The following is a 19,134-nucleotide window of genomic DNA, read 5'->3' as shown; positions in this document are numbered from 1 at the left end:
CCTCAATCAGTTCATCAGGCCTGCGTGGCGCAACCCGTCATCAACCAGCGCCTTGGTTTCGTCCGACAGGGTCGTCAGCGGCAACCGCACCTCGTCCGAACACAGACCCAGCCGTGACATCGCGTATTTCGCGCCCACCAGCCCCGGCTCGGTAAAGATCGCCTTGTGCAGCGGCATCAGCTTGTCCTGCACGCTCAGAGCAGCGCCATAATCCCCGGCAAGGCAGGCCTCCTGCATCTGGCTCAGCAGCTTGGGCGCCGCATTTGCGGTGACCGAGATGCAGCCCACACCGCCCTGTGCGTTGAACCCGTGCGCGGTGGCATCTTCGCCCGACAGCTGGATGAAATCCGCTCCGCAGGACATGCGCTGGTCGCACACCCGCGCCAGATCACCGGTCGCGTCCTTCACGCCCACGATGCGGGGCAGCTTGGCAAGCTCGCCCATGGTCGCAGGGGTCATATCCACCACGGACCGTCCGGGAATGTTGTAAATGATGATCGGGATGTCGGCACAATCATGCAGCGCCTTGAAATGCGCGATCAGGCCGCGCTGCGTCGGCTTGTTGTAATAGGGTGTGACGACCAATGCGGCATCCGCACCCACCTCGGCGGCAAACTGGACAAAGCGCATCGCCTCGACCGTGTTGTTCGACCCGGCCCCGGCAATCACCGGGATGCGGCCAGCGGCGGTTTTGACCACTGTTTCGATAACCTGCTCGTGCTCTTCGTGCGTCAGCGTCGGGCTTTCCCCGGTGGTGCCGACGGGCACAAGGCCGTGGCTGCCTTGGTCGATATGCCACTCGACCAGTTTCTTGAGGCATTCCAGATCCACAGCGCCGTCTCGAAACGGCGTGACGAGGGCAGGCATAGAACCTTTGAACATTCTCACGCTCCTAATTGGACCCCTGACCGGGGTCGTGTTTCACATTTGGCAGGCAGAGGGCCTGGGATGATTTTTCGCCTATGCCGCAGAGGTGAGTTGAAACGTCACACCAGCGGCATATGCTCAAGGCTCTGACCACGGCCCAACAGGAAATGCAAGTGATGAGCCGGTTTGCCTGCGCTCTGGCCCTCGTTTTTGTCACCGTCACAGCGGCTCTTGCAGAGCGTCCGCGACCCTTGGGCTGGGCGATGGATGCGCTGCGCGGTGGAAACTGGGATACAGCCGCCATGCTGGCCGCCCGTGACGGAGAGGCCGCGGCAGATGTCATCGAATGGCAGCGTTTGCGTGCAGGGCGCGGCAGCTATGCTGATGTCATCGCCTTTCTTGACCGCCGCCCCGACTGGCCGGGCGAGGCGCTGTTGCGCCGCCGCGCGGAACCGGTGGTCATCCGTCAGAACGACGCAGACATCCTCACGTTTTTCGCAGATCAACCGCCACAGACTCCGCGTGGTGTGCTGGCCCATGCCGATGCGCTGATCAAAGCGGGCAAAGAGGGCGATGCAGAGGCAAATCTGGTCCTTGCCTGGCGCACCATGGCAATGAACGCCACCTCCCAATCGCTGTTTCTGGCGCGGCATGAAGCGCTGCTTGCGCCGCACCATACGGCCCGTCTGGACACGATGCTGTGGGACGGCCAAGGCGGCGAGGCGCGCCGTATGTTCGGGCTTGTGTCCGACGGTCAGGTTGCATTGGCACGGGCGCGTCTTGCCCTGCAAAACCTGTCCAACGACGCTGACGCCCTGATCGAAGCGGTGCCAGAGGCCCTGTCCGAAAACGCAGGCCTTGCCCATGACCGCTTTGAATGGCGCGTGCGCAAGGGTCGTTGGGATACTGCCAAGGCACTCTTGCGCACGCGCTCCGCCTCTGCCGAAAAGCTGGGCCGCCCGCAGGCGTGGGCCAACCGTCGTAGGGCGCTTGCCCGGGACGAGATGCGCGATGGGGACGCGGCCATCGCCTATCAGCTTGCCGCCCGGCACCACCTGACCGAAGGTGCCGCCTATGCCGATCTGGAATGGCTGTCGGGCTACATCGCCCTGCGCCTGATGGATGATCCGGAATTGGCGCTGGGGCATTTTCAGAACCACCGCGCAGCCATCGAATCCCCCATTTCGCGCGGGCGGGCGGGGTACTGGATCGGGCGGGCACATGAGGCGATGGACCAACCCGCCGATGCCGCCGCAGCCTATGCCGACGGGGCACAATTCCAGACGTCGTTCTATGGCCTGCTCGCCGCCGAACGCGCTGGACTGCCCGCCGATCCCGACCTTGACGGCGCAGAAGACTTTGGCGACTGGCGCAGTTCTGACCTTGCCCGCCGTGATCTCTTTGAGGTGGGTCTGCTGCTGCAAGCCTCGGGAGAATTGAGCCTCGCCGAACGGTTCTGGACACATCTGGCGGAGGATCTGGACCGGACGGAAGCGGGTCAGTTAGGGCAGGCCGCGCTTGACGCAGACCAGCCGCATCTTGCCGTGATGATCGGCAAGCGTGTCGCGCGGCGCGGCATCACCCTACACGCGCCCTATTACCCGCTTCACCCGCTTGCACAGGCCGACCTGCCCATGGCGGCTGAGATGAACCTCGCCATTGCCCGTCGCGAAAGCGAATTTGATCCCGCCGTGCAATCGGGTGCGGGCGCACGCGGCCTGATGCAGATCATGCCCGCCACAGGCCGTGAGGTTGCTGAACAACTCAACCGGGGCGAGGCACATACGACCGAACGGCTGATCACTGATCCGGTCTACAATGCCGAACTTGGCGCGGCCTTCCTCAGCACGCTGGCCGGGCGTTATGACGGCAATGTGGTGCTGATGTCCGTGGCCTATAATGCCGGGCCAGGCCGGGCGGACCGGTGGATGGGTCTTTATGGCGATCCGCGCGAATTGGACGCAGATTTCGATATCGTCGACTGGATTGAACACATCCCCTTTCGCGAGACGCGCAACTACGTGATGCGCGTCACCGAAAGCCTGCCGGTCTACCGGGCGCGGCTGGGCGATGACCCGCATCCCGCCCCGTTTTCCGAAGAACTGTCAGGCGCGAGCCTGCTGCCGTTCGCGCCATAGGGTGAACAGCCCCGCCGCCACGATAATGGCCGCGCCAAGCGCCACGTTCCACTGCAACGCCTCACCAAACAGCGCGATGCCGACCCCGGCGGCAAACACCATCTGGAAATAGGCAAAGGGCTGCACTGCGCTGGCCTCGGCCACCTCGTAGCATCGGATCAACAACCAGTGCCCCAGCGCGCCGGTCATGCACAACGTACCCATCCACAGCCAGTCTGGCCCGCTCATCGGTTCCCAAAACCAGATCCCCACGCCTGTCATCGCCACAGCGCCCGTTGTGCCCGTCCAGAAAAAACTGGTGGCGGTGCTGTCGCGCCGGGCCGCATATCGCGTCAGCAGGCCGTAGGTGGCGAACATCAACGCCGAGACGACCGGGATGATTGCGGCGGGGTCAAACACGCCAAGACCGGGCCGCAAAATGAACAACACGCCGACAAAGCCGACCCCGATTGCCACCCAGCGGCGCCAGCCGACACTTTCCCCAAGGATCGGACCAGAAAGGGCCGCGACCAGTAGCGGGTAAGCCGCAAAGATCGCATGGCTTTCGACCAAGCCAAGGACGGTGAAGGCGGTCACCATGACGCAGATCTCCGCCGCCAGCAGAAAGCCGCGAAAGGCCTGCAAGACTGGCTGCTCGGTCCGCGCCGCCGCCCTGAGACCACCGGCCTTGCGCGACGCCACCGTGATGACAAAGGCGCCAAAGAACCAATATCGGATCATCACCACCATGAAGACATTGTAGTTGTCTGCCAGATGCCGCGAGATGCCGTCCTGTGCGGCGAACACGACCGACACCGCGATCATCAACGCAATGCCTAGGCGCGTGTTGTTGCCCGCGCTCACCTTCGTGTCGCCTTGGTCATGTGCCGCTTGCGGCCAAAGCCCGGCACCCGTGCAACGGCAAATCCGCCAGCCTCCAGCCCGCGCCGCACGTGGCCTGCCGCTGTATAGGTGGCCGCGGTGCCACCATTTACGGTGTGGCGCCCAACCTCGGCCATCAGGCTCTGCCCCCACAACTCGGGGTTCTTTGCAGGCGAGAACCCGTCGAGGAACCACGCATCCGCCATGCCTTGCCAGTCGGGCAAGGTCGTGCGTGCGTCGCCGGTGATCAGCGTCAGCATCACCTCTCCCAGGTCGTATTCCGGCCCCCCGGCGCGCAGCGCGCTCAGAAGGGTCGCGGCCAATGTCTCGACCTCGGGAAACGCGCGCACGGCGGTCTCCATATCCGACAGCGCCATGGGAAACGCCTCAAAGCTGGTAAAGTGCAGGCGCCCCGACACCCTCGCCTGCCGCCACGCGGACCACGTGGCCAAAAGGTTCAGGCCGGTGCCAAATCCCAGTTCCGCCACATGGAAGCCGTCGCGAAAGCGCGCAGGCAGGTCATTTCCCGTCAGGAACACGTGCCGTGTTTCATCCAGCCCGTTGTCGAGGCTAAAATACGGGTCGTCAAAACGGGTGGAAACGGGCACCCGCCCGTCGCGCCATCCCAGCGTTGTACTCTGGTCCTGCATGTGGCGTCCTTGTAAGAGGTCGCGGCATCCTTGGCGAAAGGAACGGGGCTTGGCAACGGCAGACATCACAGTGCGCGGCGCGGGCATATTCGGCCTGTCTATCGCGTGGACCTGCGTGCAGCGCGGCGCGCGCGTGCAGGTGGTCGACCCGAACGGCCCCGCCGCCGGGGCCAGTGGCGGGATCGTCGGCGCACTTGCCCCACACGTGCCTGAGAACTGGAACCCCAAAAAGCAGTTCCAACTCGAAAGCCTGCTGATGGCCAAAGCGTTCTGGGCAGAGGTGGCAAAGGTCGGTGGCCACGCGCCCGGCTATGTCCGTTCGGGGCGTGTGCAACCGGTTGCAGACGCACGCGCGCTGGAGTTGGCCAAGGGTCGCCGCGCCGGGGCTGCGGCGCTGTGGGACGGGCACGCCTCGTGGACGGTGCGGCCCATCGAAAACAGCCCTTGGGGTCTGCACAGCGGCACCGGGTTCGAGGTGTTCGATACGCTCAGCGCCCATGTCCATCCCCGTCAAGCGTGCACAGCCCTTGTCGCCGCTTTGGCGGCGCACAGTGTTGCGGTTGTCGCAGAGGCCCCGGATCAGGGCATCATCCTACATGCCACCGGAGTGGCGGGGCTGGAGGCGCTGAACGCTTCGCACACGCGTATGGTCGGCGCGGGCATCAAGGGGCAAGCGGTGCTGCTGGATCACGCAGCACCCAACGCTCCGCAGCTTTTTGTCGACGGCTTGCACATTATCCCGCACGCGGATGGGACAACCGCCATCGGCTCCACCACCGAGCGTGACTTTGACACAGCAACCGGCACTGATGCGCAACTGGATGCCATATTGGATCAGGCGCGCGATCTGGTTCCCGTCTTGCGCGATGCGCCTGTGCGCGCCCGCTGGGCCGGGGTGCGACCGCGTAGCCGCAGCCGCGCACCCATGTTGGGGCCGTGGCCGGATCGGCCCGGGCATATGATTGCCAATGGCGGGTTCAAGATCGGATTTGGCATGGCACCAAAGGTGGCAGAGGTCATGGCCGATCTGATGCTGGACGGGCACAACGCCATCCCACCGGGGTTCGAGGTCGCGGCGTCGCTCTAGGCTTCCGCCTCCATCACTAGGCGGCCATCTGGTGCCGCAATCCACATCCGCGTGCTGTCCCGACACAGTACCGCCTGCGCGTGATGCGTCAGGGGGCTTTTGCCGCGAAACGTAAAACGGCCAAGCGGCCCCAGCTCGCGTTCGGCCTTGAGCATCAGCAACTGCGCCAGAAGCGGCCCATGCACCACCAAACCGTCATACCCCTCAACGTCACGGGCATAGGTTTCGTCATAGTGAATGCGATGCCCGTTGAACGTCAGGGCCGAATAGCGGAACAGAAGGGTACTGTCGAAGCTGACGATGTCCCCATTGATGCCTGGCGCCATTGGCACGGGCGGTTGCGCCGCGTCCGGGTCGGCGTCCGGACGATAGACGAGGTCCTGCCATTCCGTCACGCACAAGCGCTCGTCCTGCCAAATCTCGTGCCGCAGTGTGACAAAGGCGAGCGGCCCGCTGCGCCCGGTCTTGTGCTGCGCCGCCTCGCATATGCTTCGTTTTTCCGCCGCCTGACCCAGCCTTACCGGATGATCAAACTGCAATTTCCCGCCCGCCCACATCCGCCGGGGCAAGCCCATGTCAGGGATCAGACCGCCCACCTTGGGATGCCCGTCGCGACCAAGGACCTCGGGCGGTTCGGCAATCCAGAAATACAGGTGGTGAAAAAAGGGCGGCAGCGCATCGCCCGTGCGCAACCTGTTCGGCGCACCCAAGGTCGCCAGCATCGCATTGGCACGCGCGGGGTCCAAGAGATCGCTTTGACGGTGTTCGGAAGGTACGGCATCCTGCATCGACACGCATTTGACAGGACTTTGAGGACATGAACCAGCCCCGATTGACCCAAATTGACCATCTGGTGCTGACCGTGTCAGACATCGACACAACCATCGCATTTTACAGGGACGTTCTGGGCATGGAACATGCGCCCTTTGTTGTGGCCGATGGCAGCACGCGCCACGCTTTGCGCTTTGGTCCGCACAAGATCAACCTGCACCTTGCGGGCGCAGAATTTGACCCAAAGGCGCGCGCGCCGTCACCGGGTACCGCCGACCTATGTCTGTTGACCGATGCCGATCTGGACAAGTGGCAGGCGCATTTCGCCGCCACGCACACCCGAATCGAGGAAGGACCGGTGCCCCGCAGCGGCGCGACGGGGCCGATCACGTCGCTTTATGTCCGGGACCCGGACGGCAATCTGATCGAAATCAGTGTGCCGCAGCCCGTTGCACCGCCTCGCGCAGACCGGTCATAAGAGCCGTCAGGTCTTTGATGTATTGCTCGCCCTGCAACATGCCGTCCTCATCAAACTGAGTGGAAGAGGCGGCCAGATGCACTTCGGGACCCATCATCAAATGCGGACGGAACGGCACCAGATAGGCACGCAGGAGCATCTGGGCGCGCTCGCCGCCCGCGCGGCCTGCCGCCGCTGACATCACCGCAACCGGCTTGCCGGCCCATGGCGTGCCCGGTACCCTGCTGACCCAGTCCAGTGCATTCTTGAGCACGCCTGACGGTCCTTTGTTGTATTCGGGCGTCGACAGCAGCACGGCGTCAGCTTCGGCGATCTGGGCCGCAATGCGTTCAGCCGCGGCAGGCACACCTTCGGCCTCTTCGAGATCGCCGTCATATAGCGGCATTTGCAGGTCCGCCTCCACATAGGTGCAGTCGCCGTACAGGCGCGCCGCTTCGCGCAGCAGTTTACGGTTGGTCGATCCGGCCCGCAGCGCACCGGAGATACCCAATAAAGTTGTCGTCATACCAAAATTCCCCTGATCTGGGTTCACATTGACCAAGTCATCGCACATGGCAATAGGCCCCAACGCGCGCGCCGGGGCCTTTTGTGTACATGCGTGAATTTTTGATCGTTTACGCGTTGGGAAGGATCACAATTTCGACCCGGCGGTTCTGTGCCTTGCCGTCGGGCGTGAGGTTGCTGGCGACCGGTTGGCTTTCGCCGCGACCAAAGGTCTGGATCCGGTTAAACGGCACGCCACGGTTCATCAGAACGTCCGCGACGGCATTCGCGCGCCGTTCGCTTAGCTGTTGGTTGAACGCCGCGTCCCCGTCGCTGTCAGTGTGACCAACGATCTGGATGGTGGAGTTCGGATAATCGCCGAGGCTGCCCGCCAGCACGCCAAGGTCCGATTGCAGGTCTGACCGTACCGCGAAACTGTTGACGGCAAACAGGATATCCTGCGGGAACGACACGATCAGCCGGTCGCCTGTGTTGGTGATTGTCACCCGGTCATTGCCCAGATCGCGGCGCAGTTCGGCCTCTTGCTGATCAAGGTTGTAACCGATCCCGGCGCCCACGGCGCCCCCAAGAGCCGCACCGATCACCGCACCGCGGCCCCGGTTGTCATCGCTGATGATCGCGCCCAGCACCGCACCGGTGCCCGCACCGATCAGTGCGCCTTGGTTTGCATTCTTGTTTTCGGGGTTGCCCCCCAATGTGCCCGGGTCGGTACACGCGCCAAGCGCCAGAACTGCGCCGAGACCCAGTGAAAGATGAAGTTTTTGCATGGTCATATCCTACTGCCTTCGAAGCGGGGCCATGTTCGGGCACGTCCCCTGTTATCTAAGCTCAAGATAAGGGCGTATGGTTCCCTCCAACAGGGGGAATTTCGTATAAGCAGCATCCTGCCGAGCACTTTTGCGTCAAATCAGGCCTCGGCGCGGGCTGATTCAAAGGCCAAAAGCGCGCGTTTCACCGGCAATCCCCAGTGGTAGCCGCCAAGCCCGCCGGACTTGCGCAGGGCACGGTGACACGGGATCAGCCAGCTGATCGGATTGCGGCCCACGGCGGTTCCCACGGCGCGCACCGCACGCGGATTGCCGATGCTGCCCGCAATCTCGGAATAGGTGGTGACGTGGCCCGAGGGCACGCGCAACAGCGCTTCCCACACCTTGATCTGGAACGGTGCCCCAATGAGGTAGAGCGGCGCTTCGCTCAACTCCGCCTCTTGCGCGCCAAAGGCGGCAAGCACCCAAGGACGCAGGCGCATCGGATCTTCGACAAACTTGGCCTTGGGCCAGCGGCGCAGGAGGTCCTGCATGGCCCAGTCTTCGCCCATTTCAGCGGCAAAGCCCAAACCGCAGATACCGCGTTCTGTCCCCATGACCAGTGCCAACCCAAACGGGCTGTCGAACCAGCCCCAGAAAATCGTGATGCCCGCGCCTCCCTTGGCGTAGTCACCGGGGCTCATCGCCTCCCAGCGCAGGAAAAGGTCGTGCAGGCGGCCTGTCCCGCTGAGACCGGTGGCGTGGGCCGCATCAAGCGTGGTGAACCGCTCTTCGAGCAGCGCCTTGGCATGACCGAGGGTCAGATATTGCTGATAGCGCTTGGGCGAGACGCCGACCCAGCGCGAAAAGATGCGCTGGAAGTGGGCCGGGCTCATGTCCATCTGGGCGGCAAGGCGATCCAGCGTCATCGTCTCGTCCGCACCATCGATCAGGTCGATGGCGCGGCGCATGACGTTGAAGTGATAACCGGATTCGGCGGCGGGTGATGCGATCTGTTCCATGACGGCCAAGATAGTGACGCGCCGGTCCGCGCGCGACCCGTTTCCTGCGCCTCTGTCGCAGGCTCAGGCAGATTTGCGCGATGCCATTGCCGCGCGGGTGGCCAGAAACTGCATCGCTGCTTGGCGGCCCAGGATCGGAGCAGCGGGCTCCATCACATCCGCGCTCAGAGAGGCACGGACCGGATCATCCGGCTCAAGCTCAAGCGCAAGATCAGCGAGGAACAGGGACCCCATCCACGCCCCGTCCACCTCGATCATGTGATGCGACGGCAGCAGCAACGACACATAGCTGATCTCTTCGGCTGCTGGACGCAGGGCCGGGTCAACCTGATGCCCCACCACCGACGCAGGCACGAAAACGCCGTCGCCGCTGGGGTCGTTCAAGTTACGCCGGACGAACAGCAATTGCGATGGTGAGACAAACATGTGCCGGTCGGGCGTGTCGTCATCCAGCGCACCGCGTTCGATCCGAACCGGCGCCAATTCGGGCAGATCACGGATCGCTCCCATGGTCAGCCGCGACCGTTCAACCCACAACACCGGTTCGTAAGTGCCGGATTTGGTCAGCACCCGGTCGCCCTCACCAATCCATTCCAGCGGTGTCGGCCCGTCGTCGGTCATCACCCCCGCCAGAGGATCGAAACCGGCCAAAACCGCATGTTCTCGTTTGGAACGCTTGCCTGCATGACGTCTCGGACGACGCCGACGTGCCAATTCATCCATGATACTCACACCTTTACAGGCCCCCGCCTGACACGGGCTTAGCGCCGGGTGCGTTAACAGCTGGCAAAAGCTGAACACCACAATAGCTAGGATTTTATCACTTTCAGACCCCGGCTTGCCCCAGCCGGGGATTTTACGCATACGGAGCGTCATGGCAAAGCAACTGAATTACCATACGATCCGCACGATCTTTGAGCGCTTTCAGGCCGCTGATCCGGCACCCGAGGGCGAGTTGGAGCATGTGAACGTCTACACGCTCGTCGTGGCGGTCGCCCTGTCAGCGCAGGCGACGGACGCCGGTGTGAACAAGGCGACGCGCGCCCTGTTCAAGGTTGCCGATACCCCGCAAAAGATGCTCGAACTTGGCATTGACGGGCTGACCGAGCATATCAAGACGATTGGCCTTTACCGACAAAAGGCCAAGAACGTGATGAAACTCAGCCAGATTCTTGTGGATGATTACGGCGGCGTCGTGCCCAACAGCCGCGCCGCGCTGCAATCGTTGCCCGGCGTGGGTCGCAAGACAGCCAATGTGGTGCTCAACATGTGGTGGCAGCACCCGGCGCAGGCCGTGGACACCCATATCTTTCGCGTGGGCAACCGCACTGGCATCGCACCGGGCAAGACGGTGGATGCCGTTGAGCGCGCGATCGAAGACAACATCCCGGCCGATTTCCAGTTGCACGCCCACCACTGGCTGATCCTGCACGGCCGCTATCACTGCAAGGCGCGCAAACCCATGTGCCCCACCTGCATCATCAAAGACATCTGCCCTTACGAGGACAAAACCGAATGACCCAATACAAACTGGTCGGCATCGGCAACGCCGTTGTGGACGTAATTTCCCATGCCGATGACAACTTTCTCGAGATGATGGGGATCGAAAAAGGTATCATGCAACTCATCGAACGCGAACGGGGCGAAGTGCTGTATGGGTCCATGGACGACCGGTTGCAGACGCCGGGTGGCGCCGTGGCCAACACCATCGCCGGTGTCGGCGCGCTTGGCCTGCCAACCGCCTTTATTGGCCGCGTACATGACGACGCACTGGGTCAGTTCTATGCCAAGTCCATGCAGGACAGCGGCACTGATTTCGTGAACGCGCCTGTGCCGGGTGGCGAGTTGCCCACATCGCGGTCGATGATCTTTGTCTCGCCCGATGGGGAGCGGTCGATGAACACCTATCTGGGCATCTCGACCGAGCTGGGTCCTGATGACGTGCCAGATGCGGTCGCCTCCCAGTCCGAGATGATCTTTCTCGAGGGGTATTTGTTCGACAAAGACAAGGGCAAGGACGCCTTCCGTCAGGCCGCGCGTCTGACCCGCGCGGGCGGTGGCAAATCCGGCATCGCCATTTCCGATCCCTTCTGCGTGGACCGGCACCGGGCCGATTTCCTCGACATGATCGGCAACGAACTGGATTACGTGATCGGGAACGAGCACGAGATTGCATCGCTGTTCGAAACTGACGACCTCGAGGCCGCTCTGGCCAAGACCGCCGATATGATCCCGCTGGTGATCTGCACACGGTCTGGCGACGGTGTGACCATCATCGGGGGCGGCGATCGTCACGATATCCCGGTGGAAACTGTTGTTCCGGTCGACGCAACCGGCGCGGGTGATCAGTTTGCCGCTGGCTTCCTTTATGGTCTCATTTCGGGTCGCGATCTGGCGACATGCGGGCGCATGGGCAACCTGTGCGCAGCCGAAGTGATCAGCCATGTGGGCCCCCGCCCGCAAAAGAACATGCTCAACGTATTCCGGACCGAAGGGCTGATCTGATGCTGGCGGACGGATTCCACGAGATCCCGCGCGGCAAGGTGGCAATGGTTGTCACCACGCTTGAGATGCGGACCAAGATGGACATCCGTCCCGTCACGCCCCCTGCCGGATGGGAACTGGTGCGGCACACCGCACCAGCGGTGAAATGGTATCGCGACCTGTTTCGCGCAGTGGGACAGGATTGGCTGTGGTACGGGCGCTCGATCATCTCTGACGCGACATTGTCCGAGATCATCCACGATCCCAAAGTTCACATCTACACATTGCAAAAAGATGGTGTGGATGGCGGCTTGCTCGAGCTGGACTTTCGTGAAGCAGGCCAGTGCGAACTGGCCTATTTCGGCCTTGCACCCGCGCTGATCGGATCGGGTGCGGGGCGATTTCTGATGAACAATGCAATCGAACTGGCGTGGGCACAGGCCATTACGCGGTTTCACCTGCACACCTGCACGATCGACAGCCCGCAGGCGCTGCCGTTTTACCGTCGGTCAGGTTTTGTCCCGGTGTCACAAAAGTTCGAACTGGCCGATGATCCGCGCATCGCCCACGGCTATGACCGTGGCCTCGCGCCCCATATTCCCATCTTTGACCCTTAGGCGGTCAGCAACCGGGAATAGTGCATCATGCCGGAGGCGCACAGCGCCGCCTCCACCCGTGCCCACACCGCGCCGAAGGCGAGCGCATCCAGACCGGCACCGGCGCGGATATCCGCAAGGTTGCGCCGCCCATCGATGCCAGCAATCAGCGCTGCCGCCTGTTTGGGCACGGCAAACTCAAACCCTTCCCCGGCGGTATCAATAATGATCTGGCCGGTCCGGGCCACGTGTTGCGCCACCACGTCTGACCGCGCGCCACGCAGGTGCGGCACCGCATCAGGTTTGCCCGTGGGCGGCGGGATCACCTGCCCCTTGGGCCGGGCATAGACAACATGCGTTTTGAATGTGCCCCTCAGATCCTCGGCCAATTGCATCTGCGCGACACCTGCGGGCAGATCCATATCCCCGGTGAGGGGCGACGGGTCGTAGAGCATCGGCTCCGGCGTGCCCGCATAGTCCAGACCCGCGGCGTCCAGCGCATCGGTCAGCTCGGTGATGGTAAAGGGCCGGTCGGTACTGTGCAGCAGCAGATCGTAAAACCCCGCATCCCCCTTTTCGTGGTCCACCACCCGTGTATTGCGCTTGAACGGGTGGCCCGCCGGGAGCCGGTCATAGATGGCCCGCGCTTTCTTTAGTCGCTCGCGTGGTTTCAAGCCAGCCAGCGCGGAGCCAAAGGCCGCCTGCAGAGGATAGACACCCGACCGGCCATGCGGCGCATAGACCATCAGACCCATGCCCCCGTCCGGCTTCAAAGCTCCGGCCAGCGCGTTGAAACCCGCCTGCGGATCGTCGAGGTGATGCAGAACCCCGCAACAGTCGATATAGTCAAACGGGCCGTGATCGCCCGCATCGAGCAGGCTGCCGGTGACAAAGGTGATGCCCTTTAGCTTGCGTATCTTGGCCCGCTTTTCCGCGATGCGCCGCGACGCTTCCGACAGATCAAGATAGGTGATCTCATAGGGTCGGCCTGCATCTGTCAGCATCTGCGCCAGTTGAATCAACGCATCCCCGGTCCCGCCACCGGCGACCAGCGCCCGCAAGGGCTGCGACCAGTCGCGCGCACCGCCCCACAGCCAGTGATCCATCTCTACGGGCAGTGAGGGCGAGCCGGTGATCAGCCGCTTGCGCTCGTCCTTGGGATCGCGTTCAGGATAGGGGTAGGCCTCGTATTGGGCCTGCACATCCGATCTGCTCATGCCTTGTCCCCTTGGTGCTGCGGCGCGACCCTATCAGCCCGGCGGATGGTTGCAATCAGGGGTCCGCTGTTTCTAGGGTCAGCGTCAAAGGAGACCGCCACATGACCAGCCCCTTTCGTTCGACCGTGATGCGGGTGCGCCCGGAATGGATCGACTACAATGGCCACCTCAACATGGCCTATTACAGCGTGTTGTTCGATCAGGGCGCGGACCAGATTTTCGAGAAAATGGGGTTTGGTCCGGACTATCAGACACGCACAGGCCACACGACCTATTCAGCGGAGTTCCACATCTCTTACGTGCGCGAGTTGCACGTGGATGCGCCGGTGACCGTGACTTTCCAGATGATCGACTGCGACGAAAAGCGGTTCCATTCGTATCAGGAGCTTTGGCACGAGGATGGCTGGCTGGCCGCCACGGGCGAGACGATGACGCTGCACGTGGACCAGTCGGGGCCTCGTGTGGCACCGATGCCTGCCGATATCTATGCGCAGGTTACAGCCTTGCGGGACGCGCACGCGGATCTGCCACGCCCGGACCGCGTAGGCGCCAGCATCGGGATACGACGACAGCGGTGAGGCAGGCTTTCCCTCGGTCCCTGCCCGCGCTATACGGCCCGCCAGACGAGGGGACCGCATCATGGCAGGTTGGGAATACAAGGTCGTGCCAGCGCCGACAAAAGGGCGCAAAGGCAAAGGTGTCAAAGGCGCAGAAGGTCGGTTCGCCTTTGCGCTGGAGACGTTGATGAACGAGATGGGTGCCGAAGGCTGGGAATTTCAGCGGGCAGAGACGCTGCCCTCCATCGAGCGGTCAGGCCTGACAAGCACCACGACGGAATGGCGCAACATGATGGTGTTCCGCCGCGCGGTGAGCGCCCCCATGGATGATTTCGAGCCCGAGTTGCTGGCCGCCCCCGACCCGGTGCCATTGGCCGCAGTGCCCGCTGCCGCAGTGACGGCTGCGTCGCTTGGTGAGACTGATGGGGACGCCGCGACGATCCCGCCTGCGCCGCAGGCAAAAGACGCGGCCTTTGAGCCGGGCGAAGGCGCGACCCAGATGCTGACCGACAATGGCGTCGAGGAAACCTCGGACGTGGCGGGAATGACCGCCTCGCTCAAGGAACTGGCCGCGCAGCGCAGCGGGCCGGACAACGCCTAGTTTTCGCGGAACGCCCGGTTGAAATAGTCCATCATCGGCTTGACCAGATAGGTCAGCGGTGACCGGTCATCGGTGCGAATGAACGCCTCCACCGGCATACCGGGGATCAGCACCTGCCCATCTGGCAGTTTTTCCTGCTCGCCGGGGTTCAGGACAATCTCAGCCCGGTAATAGCTGGCACCCAATGCTTCGTCCTCGAACGCGTCCGCCGACACCAGCGCGACCTGCCCCACCAGTTCAGGCGTCGTACGCTGATCGAGCGCAGAAAAGCGCAGGTTCACCGCCTGCCCGGTCACGATCTGGTCGATATGGATCGGATCGACCCGTGCGGCAATCACCAGCGGGCGGTCCTGCGGGATCAGGAACAGCACCGGATCCGCCGGTACGATAACCGACCGCAGGGTCTGCACCCGCATGTTGTAGACGATGCCAGACACCGGGGCGCGCAACTCCATCCGGTCAATGTCGGTCAACAGGCCTTGCCGCTGCTCGACCAGTTCAAGTTCGCGCGCGCGCAGGTCGCGCAGTTGCGTGATCGCTTCTTCGCGCCGGTCGCTGTCCAGACGCAGCACTTCGATCTGAACCTCGGTGATGCGCTGTTCGGCCTGCGCCTTGTTTGCGGCCAACTCCCCCAATTGCCCGTCAAGCGACGCGGCCTGCCGTTGCAGGGACAAGACGCCGGAGGCTTGTGCCAATCCCCGATCCAACAGGCTTTGCTGCGCGGTCAGTTCTTCTTCGATTAGGGCCAATTGGCGCGCAAACGATTCCTCTTGCGCCTCGATCCCGACGATCTGGTTGCGGGTCTGTGCGCTGCGCTCGGCCAGCTGTTCGCGGGTGCTGTCTGCGGATTCGCGGCGGGCTTCGAACAGGTTTTGCTGACCGCGCAGCAGTTCCTCCACCTCTTCGCGATCCTTGGATATGGCGATGAGTTCTGGGTCAAACGTGATCTCGTCCCGATCATCCCGCTCCGCTTCGAGCCGCCCGCGCCGGGCCATCAACTCGTAAAGCTGACTTTCGACAATCGCGAGGCTGGTGCGCAGCTGTGCGACATCCAGTTGCAGCAGGAGGTCGCCCGCCTCGACCGTATCGCCTTCCTTGACGCCGATTTCGACCACGACGCCCCCCTGTGGGTGCTGTACGACTTGACGGTTCTGATCTACCTCGATCCGACCCGGCGCGATGATCGCGCCTGCGATTTGCGTTTGCGTGGCCCACACGCCGAACCCGCCCACAAGGGTGGCAAGCCCCAGAAATCCCACGACGACCGGTACGCGGGCAGACCAATTGCGTTCGCTCATGATACGCCTCCCGCACCCGCTGGCGCACGCGCGATTTCCTGATGGTTCTTGACCGTTGACCGCAGCACCTCGTCCTTGGGCCCAAAGGCAGAGCGGATGCCATTTTCGATCACCAGCAAGAGGTCGCATTCCTGAATGGCAGCCGGTCTGTGCGCCATGATGATGACCGACCGGCCTTCGGATTTAAGCTGCCGGATGGCTTGGTTCAGCGCCTGCGTGCCGATGTTGTCAAGGTTCGAGTTCGGTTCGTCCAGCACAAGGATGACCGGATCATCATAAAGCGCGCGGGCCAGCCCGATCCGCTGAATCTGCCCGCCTGACAGCCGCTGCTGGCTGGCGCTGATGCGGGTGTCGTAGCCTTCGGGCAGTTCAAGGATCATCTCGTGCGCGGCGGCCTTCTTGGCGGCGGCGACCACCTTGGTCGCGTCTGGGTCCGTGGACAGGCGGGCAATGTTTTCGGCAATGGTGCCGTCGAACAATTGTACCCGTTGGGGGAGGTAGCCGATGTGCTGACCCAGCACAGCCGGTTCGTATTGATCCAGCGCCGCCGCATCCAGCCGGATCGTGCCGCCCGCAGGACGCCATACGCCTGTCAGACAGCGGGCAAGCGTGGACTTGCCAGCACCGGACGGGCCAATAACGCCCATCGCCTTGCCCGGCGGCAGATCAAAATCAAGACTGCGCAACGCCGCCGTTTTTTCACCGGGCGGCACAACGGTCAGCGATTTGGCGACCAGTCGCGCCTTGGGCTTCGGCAAGGCAGTTTTGCGCCCCTCAACACCCACAGTGCTCAACAATTCAGCGAGGGCATTCCAGCCCTTGACCCCACGCTGGACCACGGGCCACTGGGTTAACATCTGTTCGATCGGCGCCAAGGCGCGGCCCAGCAGGATCGAACCTGCGATCATCGCACCCGGCGTCATCTGGTTCTGCAGCACAAGATACGCGCCCAGACCCAGCATGGCGCTTTGCAGAAACAAGCGCATCGATTTTGTCATGGCGGTGAAACCACCGCCAACATCCGTCGCCCGCATCTGCTCTTCGAGCGCAACACTGCGCGCCTTTTGCCAGCGATCAAAGGACGCGTCGCGCATCCCCATGGCTTGCACCATTTCGGCCTCTGTGCGCAGTTGATCTGACATATTCGTCGCCACCTGACCGGCATAACCCGCCTTGAGCTGCGGTGTACGGGACAGAAACTGGTTCGCGAGTGCGATCAGTATCAAAAGCGTGCCACCCCCGACAGCAAGCCAGCCCAGCATCGGGTGGAACATGAAAATTCCGGCGATAAAGATCGGTGTCCAAGGCAGGTCGAACATCGCCATCAACACGGGCGAGGTCATAAACCGCTGAACAGCCTCAAGATCGGCAAGCCCGGTCTGCGACCGCATGTCGGGGGCCACAGCCGATTTCCGCACCACCGCGTCAAATACCCGCCGGTCCAGAGACGCCTGAAACCGCGCACCGGCACGGGCCATGATACGCCCGCGCGCGTAATCCAGAATGCCCATGATCCCGTAGAGAAACGCCACAAGCAGCGACAGCGCCACAAGCGTTTCATAACTGCGGCTGCCGAGCACCCGGTCGTAGACCTGCAACATATACATCGGCCCGGTGAGCATCAGCAGATTGGCAAACATGCTGAACAACCCGACCGTCCAATACAATCCCCGGCTTTGACTACGCGCCGCGCGCAACTCTGACTGGCCTTGATTCATTGCTTTATCCTGCATCGGCGCCTTTTTGCCCGCTTCGGGCATGGCCTTGTCGCCGCGCCACCTTTGGCGCATTTTTCGTGTCACGCAAGTGCCACAACCCTTCATTTCCCTCGGTCGCCCTATGGGCATTTGCCACGAAGGTATTAAGTGGGTGCTTACGCGTGTTGTTCGGAGATTTCCATTGGCGCATTTGAAACCGGCGATACGCCTGACGGTTCTTGTTGTTTTTTTGACAGGCTTGGCGGCCTGTGGCGGTAATACGCCCGCTGCCACGTCGCCGGATGGCGTTTTTGATCCCTACGAGACCCAGAACCGCAAAGTGCACGCGTTCAACCGGGGTCTGGACCGTACCTTGGTCCGGCCTGCGGCCATCGGCTATTCGACCGTTTTGCCGGACGAGATCGAGGACAGCATTGGCCAGTTTGCCAGCAACCTTGGCGAGCCATCCGTGATGGTCAACAGCCTGCTACAGGGCGATTTGCGCGGCGCAGGCCTTTCTACCGTCCGCTTTCTGACCAATTCCACGCTCGGCATTTTCGGCCTTGCCGACGTGGCGGCGGAATTCAATCTGCCGGAACACGATACCGACTTTGGCGAAACGCTCCATGTCTGGGGCGCACGCGAAGGTCCGTATCTTGAACTGCCCGTCCTTGGCCCATCGAATGTGCGCGACACCACCGGCATGATCGTGGACCTGTTCACCAACCCGCTGAGCTATGTGATCGACGAGCCTGAGCGTTACTACGGGACCGCGGCGGGCGTCGCCGCCGGGCTGAGCACGCGGGGCAGGTTTACTGAAACCGTCGACAGTATCCTCTACGAAAGTGCTGACAGCTATGCGCAGGCGCGCCTGATCTATCTGCAAAACCGCAGGTTTGAACTGGGGGCCGATGACCCCGGCAACACCATTGACCCGTTTGCCCTGGATACGGAGGGATTCTGATGATTGACCGTCGTTTCTTTATCGCTGGTGTGGGGACCGCACTGCTTGTGCCGCCGCTGCCTGCGCTTGCACTGAACGCAAACGGCGCGAGCCGTCTGGTTGACGGCCTTGTGGCGGACATCAACACTGTGATCGCTTCGGGCAAGGGTGAAAACGCGATGTTTCGCGATTTTGAGCGCATTTTTGCCCGCTACAGCGACACCTCCTACATCGCCGCCTACGCGATGGGCGTGGACGGGCGTCGCGCCTCGAACGCGCAAAAGCGGGCGTTCTCCAACGCGTTTCAGGGCTATATATCGCGCAAATACGGCAAACGGTTCCGGGAGTTCATCGGCGGGCGGCTTGAGGTCAACGACGTCAAACAGGTCAAGACCTGGTACGAAGTCCGCACAACCGCGTTCTTGCGGGGTGAATCGCCGTTCAATGTGACGTTCCACGTGTCGGATCGGTCGGGCAAGCCGCTGTTCTTCAACATGTTCATCGAAGGCATCAACCTGCTTTTGACCGAACGGACCGAAGTGGGCGCGCTGCTGGACCGCAACGGCGGCAACATCGACGCCATGATCTCGGCCCTGTCAAAAGCGGGTTAAGCCCAG

21 protein-coding genes are annotated in these 19,134 nt (G+C 62.6%); 10 read left to right on the top strand and 11 right to left on the bottom strand.

From position 1 onward, the window contains the following. Positions 1-6: 6 nt before the first annotated feature. Positions 7-882, bottom strand: coding sequence for a 4-hydroxy-tetrahydrodipicolinate synthase (dapA, locus tag Q1A85_RS04365; protein ID WP_299685605.1), 876 nt, complete (start codon positions 880-882; stop codon positions 7-9). A gap of 161 nt (positions 883-1,043) precedes the next feature. Between dapA and Q1A85_RS04360 the strand changes: the two genes are divergently transcribed. Beyond that, positions 1,044-3,005, top strand: coding sequence for a lytic transglycosylase domain-containing protein (locus Q1A85_RS04360; protein WP_299686342.1), 1,962 nt, complete (start codon positions 1,044-1,046; stop codon positions 3,003-3,005). Here Q1A85_RS04360 and Q1A85_RS04355 read toward each other — a convergent pair. Further along, complete coding sequence (locus Q1A85_RS04355) at positions 2,973-3,848, bottom strand: DMT family transporter (protein WP_299685602.1); 876 nt, start codon at positions 3,846-3,848, stop codon at positions 2,973-2,975. The two genes, Q1A85_RS04360 and Q1A85_RS04355, sit on opposite strands and share 33 nt — an antisense overlap. After that, the gene (gene mnmD / locus Q1A85_RS04350; protein WP_299685599.1) at positions 3,845-4,516 is read right to left on the bottom strand and encodes a tRNA (5-methylaminomethyl-2-thiouridine)(34)-methyltransferase MnmD; all 672 of its coding nucleotides are present in this window, start codon (positions 4,514-4,516) and stop codon (positions 3,845-3,847) included. The genes Q1A85_RS04355 and mnmD overlap by 4 nt, the downstream gene beginning before the upstream one ends. 49 nt (positions 4,517-4,565) lie before the next feature. On the opposite strand from mnmD, the gene Q1A85_RS04345 reads away from it, so the two are divergent. Beyond that, positions 4,566-5,603: an FAD-binding oxidoreductase gene (locus tag Q1A85_RS04345; RefSeq protein WP_299685596.1), complete on the top strand. Its 1,038-nt coding sequence runs from the start codon at positions 4,566-4,568 to the stop codon at positions 5,601-5,603. Here the strand turns inward: Q1A85_RS04345 and Q1A85_RS04340 are convergent. Continuing rightward, positions 5,600-6,391, bottom strand: coding sequence for an acyl dehydratase (locus Q1A85_RS04340; RefSeq protein WP_299685594.1), 792 nt, complete (start codon positions 6,389-6,391; stop codon positions 5,600-5,602). The genes Q1A85_RS04345 and Q1A85_RS04340 overlap by 4 nt on opposite strands. A 29-nt stretch (positions 6,392-6,420) precedes the next feature. Here Q1A85_RS04340 and Q1A85_RS04335 point away from each other — a divergent pair, with 29 nt between their 5' ends. After that, complete coding sequence (locus Q1A85_RS04335; RefSeq protein ID WP_299685592.1) at positions 6,421-6,852, top strand: VOC family protein; 432 nt, start codon at positions 6,421-6,423, stop codon at positions 6,850-6,852. On the opposite strand, the gene Q1A85_RS04330 is transcribed toward Q1A85_RS04335, so the two are convergent. The 4 genes from Q1A85_RS04330 to Q1A85_RS04315 all read right to left on the bottom strand — a co-directional run bounded on the left by Q1A85_RS04330 (position 6,806) and on the right by Q1A85_RS04315 (position 9,847). Beyond that, on the bottom strand, positions 6,806-7,357 hold the full coding sequence (locus Q1A85_RS04330) for an NAD(P)H-dependent oxidoreductase (protein ID WP_299685589.1): 552 nt from the start codon (positions 7,355-7,357) through the stop codon (positions 6,806-6,808). The genes Q1A85_RS04335 and Q1A85_RS04330 overlap by 47 nt on opposite strands. A 109-nt stretch (positions 7,358-7,466) precedes the next feature. After that, on the bottom strand, positions 7,467-8,129 hold the full coding sequence (locus Q1A85_RS04325; protein ID WP_299685586.1) for an OmpA family protein: 663 nt from the start codon (positions 8,127-8,129) through the stop codon (positions 7,467-7,469). 134 nt (positions 8,130-8,263) lie between these two features. Further along, positions 8,264-9,124 (bottom strand): bifunctional helix-turn-helix domain-containing protein/methylated-DNA--[protein]-cysteine S-methyltransferase, encoded by an 861-nt coding sequence (locus Q1A85_RS04320; protein WP_299685583.1) that lies wholly within the window; start codon positions 9,122-9,124, stop codon positions 8,264-8,266. Between the two features lie 63 nt (positions 9,125-9,187). After that, on the bottom strand, positions 9,188-9,847 hold the full coding sequence (locus tag Q1A85_RS04315) for a Hint domain-containing protein (RefSeq protein WP_299685580.1): 660 nt from the start codon (positions 9,845-9,847) through the stop codon (positions 9,188-9,190). Positions 9,848-9,998: 151 nt separating this feature from the next. Here Q1A85_RS04315 and nth point away from each other — a divergent pair, with 151 nt between their 5' ends. From nth to Q1A85_RS04300, 3 genes are read left to right on the top strand one after another with little or no spacing between them, the layout of a single operon-like run. Continuing rightward, the gene (nth, locus tag Q1A85_RS04310; RefSeq protein ID WP_299685577.1) at positions 9,999-10,643 is read left to right on the top strand and encodes an endonuclease III; all 645 of its coding nucleotides are present in this window, start codon (positions 9,999-10,001) and stop codon (positions 10,641-10,643) included. Next, complete coding sequence (locus tag Q1A85_RS04305; protein ID WP_299685574.1) at positions 10,640-11,629, top strand: adenosine kinase; 990 nt, start codon at positions 10,640-10,642, stop codon at positions 11,627-11,629. The genes nth and Q1A85_RS04305 overlap by 4 nt, the downstream gene beginning before the upstream one ends. Continuing rightward, entirely contained in the window at positions 11,629-12,225 is a 597-nt protein-coding gene (locus tag Q1A85_RS04300) for a GNAT family N-acetyltransferase (RefSeq protein WP_299685571.1), read from the top strand. The genes Q1A85_RS04305 and Q1A85_RS04300 overlap by 1 nt, the downstream gene beginning before the upstream one ends. On the opposite strand, the gene Q1A85_RS04295 is transcribed toward Q1A85_RS04300, so the two are convergent. After that, positions 12,222-13,421: a class I SAM-dependent methyltransferase gene (locus Q1A85_RS04295; protein ID WP_299685568.1), complete on the bottom strand. Its 1,200-nt coding sequence runs from the start codon at positions 13,419-13,421 to the stop codon at positions 12,222-12,224. The genes Q1A85_RS04300 and Q1A85_RS04295 overlap by 4 nt on opposite strands. A gap of 101 nt (positions 13,422-13,522) precedes the next feature. On the opposite strand from Q1A85_RS04295, the gene Q1A85_RS04290 reads away from it, so the two are divergent. Both Q1A85_RS04290 and Q1A85_RS04285 read left to right on the top strand, forming a co-directional pair. After that, on the top strand, positions 13,523-13,999 hold the full coding sequence (locus Q1A85_RS04290) for a thioesterase family protein (RefSeq protein WP_299685565.1): 477 nt from the start codon (positions 13,523-13,525) through the stop codon (positions 13,997-13,999). 61 nt (positions 14,000-14,060) lie between these two features. Beyond that, positions 14,061-14,579, top strand: a complete 519-nt coding sequence (locus tag Q1A85_RS04285) for a DUF4177 domain-containing protein (RefSeq protein ID WP_299685562.1) — start codon at positions 14,061-14,063, stop codon at positions 14,577-14,579. Here Q1A85_RS04285 and Q1A85_RS04280 read toward each other — a convergent pair. Both Q1A85_RS04280 and Q1A85_RS04275 read right to left on the bottom strand, forming a co-directional pair. Then, positions 14,576-15,877: an HlyD family type I secretion periplasmic adaptor subunit gene (locus Q1A85_RS04280; protein ID WP_299685559.1), complete on the bottom strand. Its 1,302-nt coding sequence runs from the start codon at positions 15,875-15,877 to the stop codon at positions 14,576-14,578. The genes Q1A85_RS04285 and Q1A85_RS04280 overlap by 4 nt on opposite strands. Next, positions 15,874-17,610: a type I secretion system permease/ATPase gene (locus Q1A85_RS04275; RefSeq protein WP_299686341.1), complete on the bottom strand. Its 1,737-nt coding sequence runs from the start codon at positions 17,608-17,610 to the stop codon at positions 15,874-15,876. The genes Q1A85_RS04280 and Q1A85_RS04275 overlap by 4 nt, the downstream gene beginning before the upstream one ends. A 214-nt stretch (positions 17,611-17,824) precedes the next feature. Between Q1A85_RS04275 and Q1A85_RS04270 the strand changes: the two genes are divergently transcribed. Both Q1A85_RS04270 and Q1A85_RS04265 read left to right on the top strand, forming a co-directional pair. After that, positions 17,825-18,538: a VacJ family lipoprotein gene (locus Q1A85_RS04270; RefSeq protein WP_299685556.1), complete on the top strand. Its 714-nt coding sequence runs from the start codon at positions 17,825-17,827 to the stop codon at positions 18,536-18,538. Beyond that, entirely contained in the window at positions 18,538-19,128 is a 591-nt protein-coding gene (locus tag Q1A85_RS04265) for a phospholipid-binding protein MlaC (protein WP_299685553.1), read from the top strand. The genes Q1A85_RS04270 and Q1A85_RS04265 overlap by 1 nt, the downstream gene beginning before the upstream one ends. Positions 19,129-19,134: the final 6 nt, after the last annotated feature.

The organism is uncultured Tateyamaria sp., assembly GCF_947503385.1.
Lineage (GTDB): Bacteria > Pseudomonadota > Alphaproteobacteria > Rhodobacterales > Rhodobacteraceae > Tateyamaria.
This window is presented reverse-complemented; position numbering and strand designations above follow the sequence as displayed.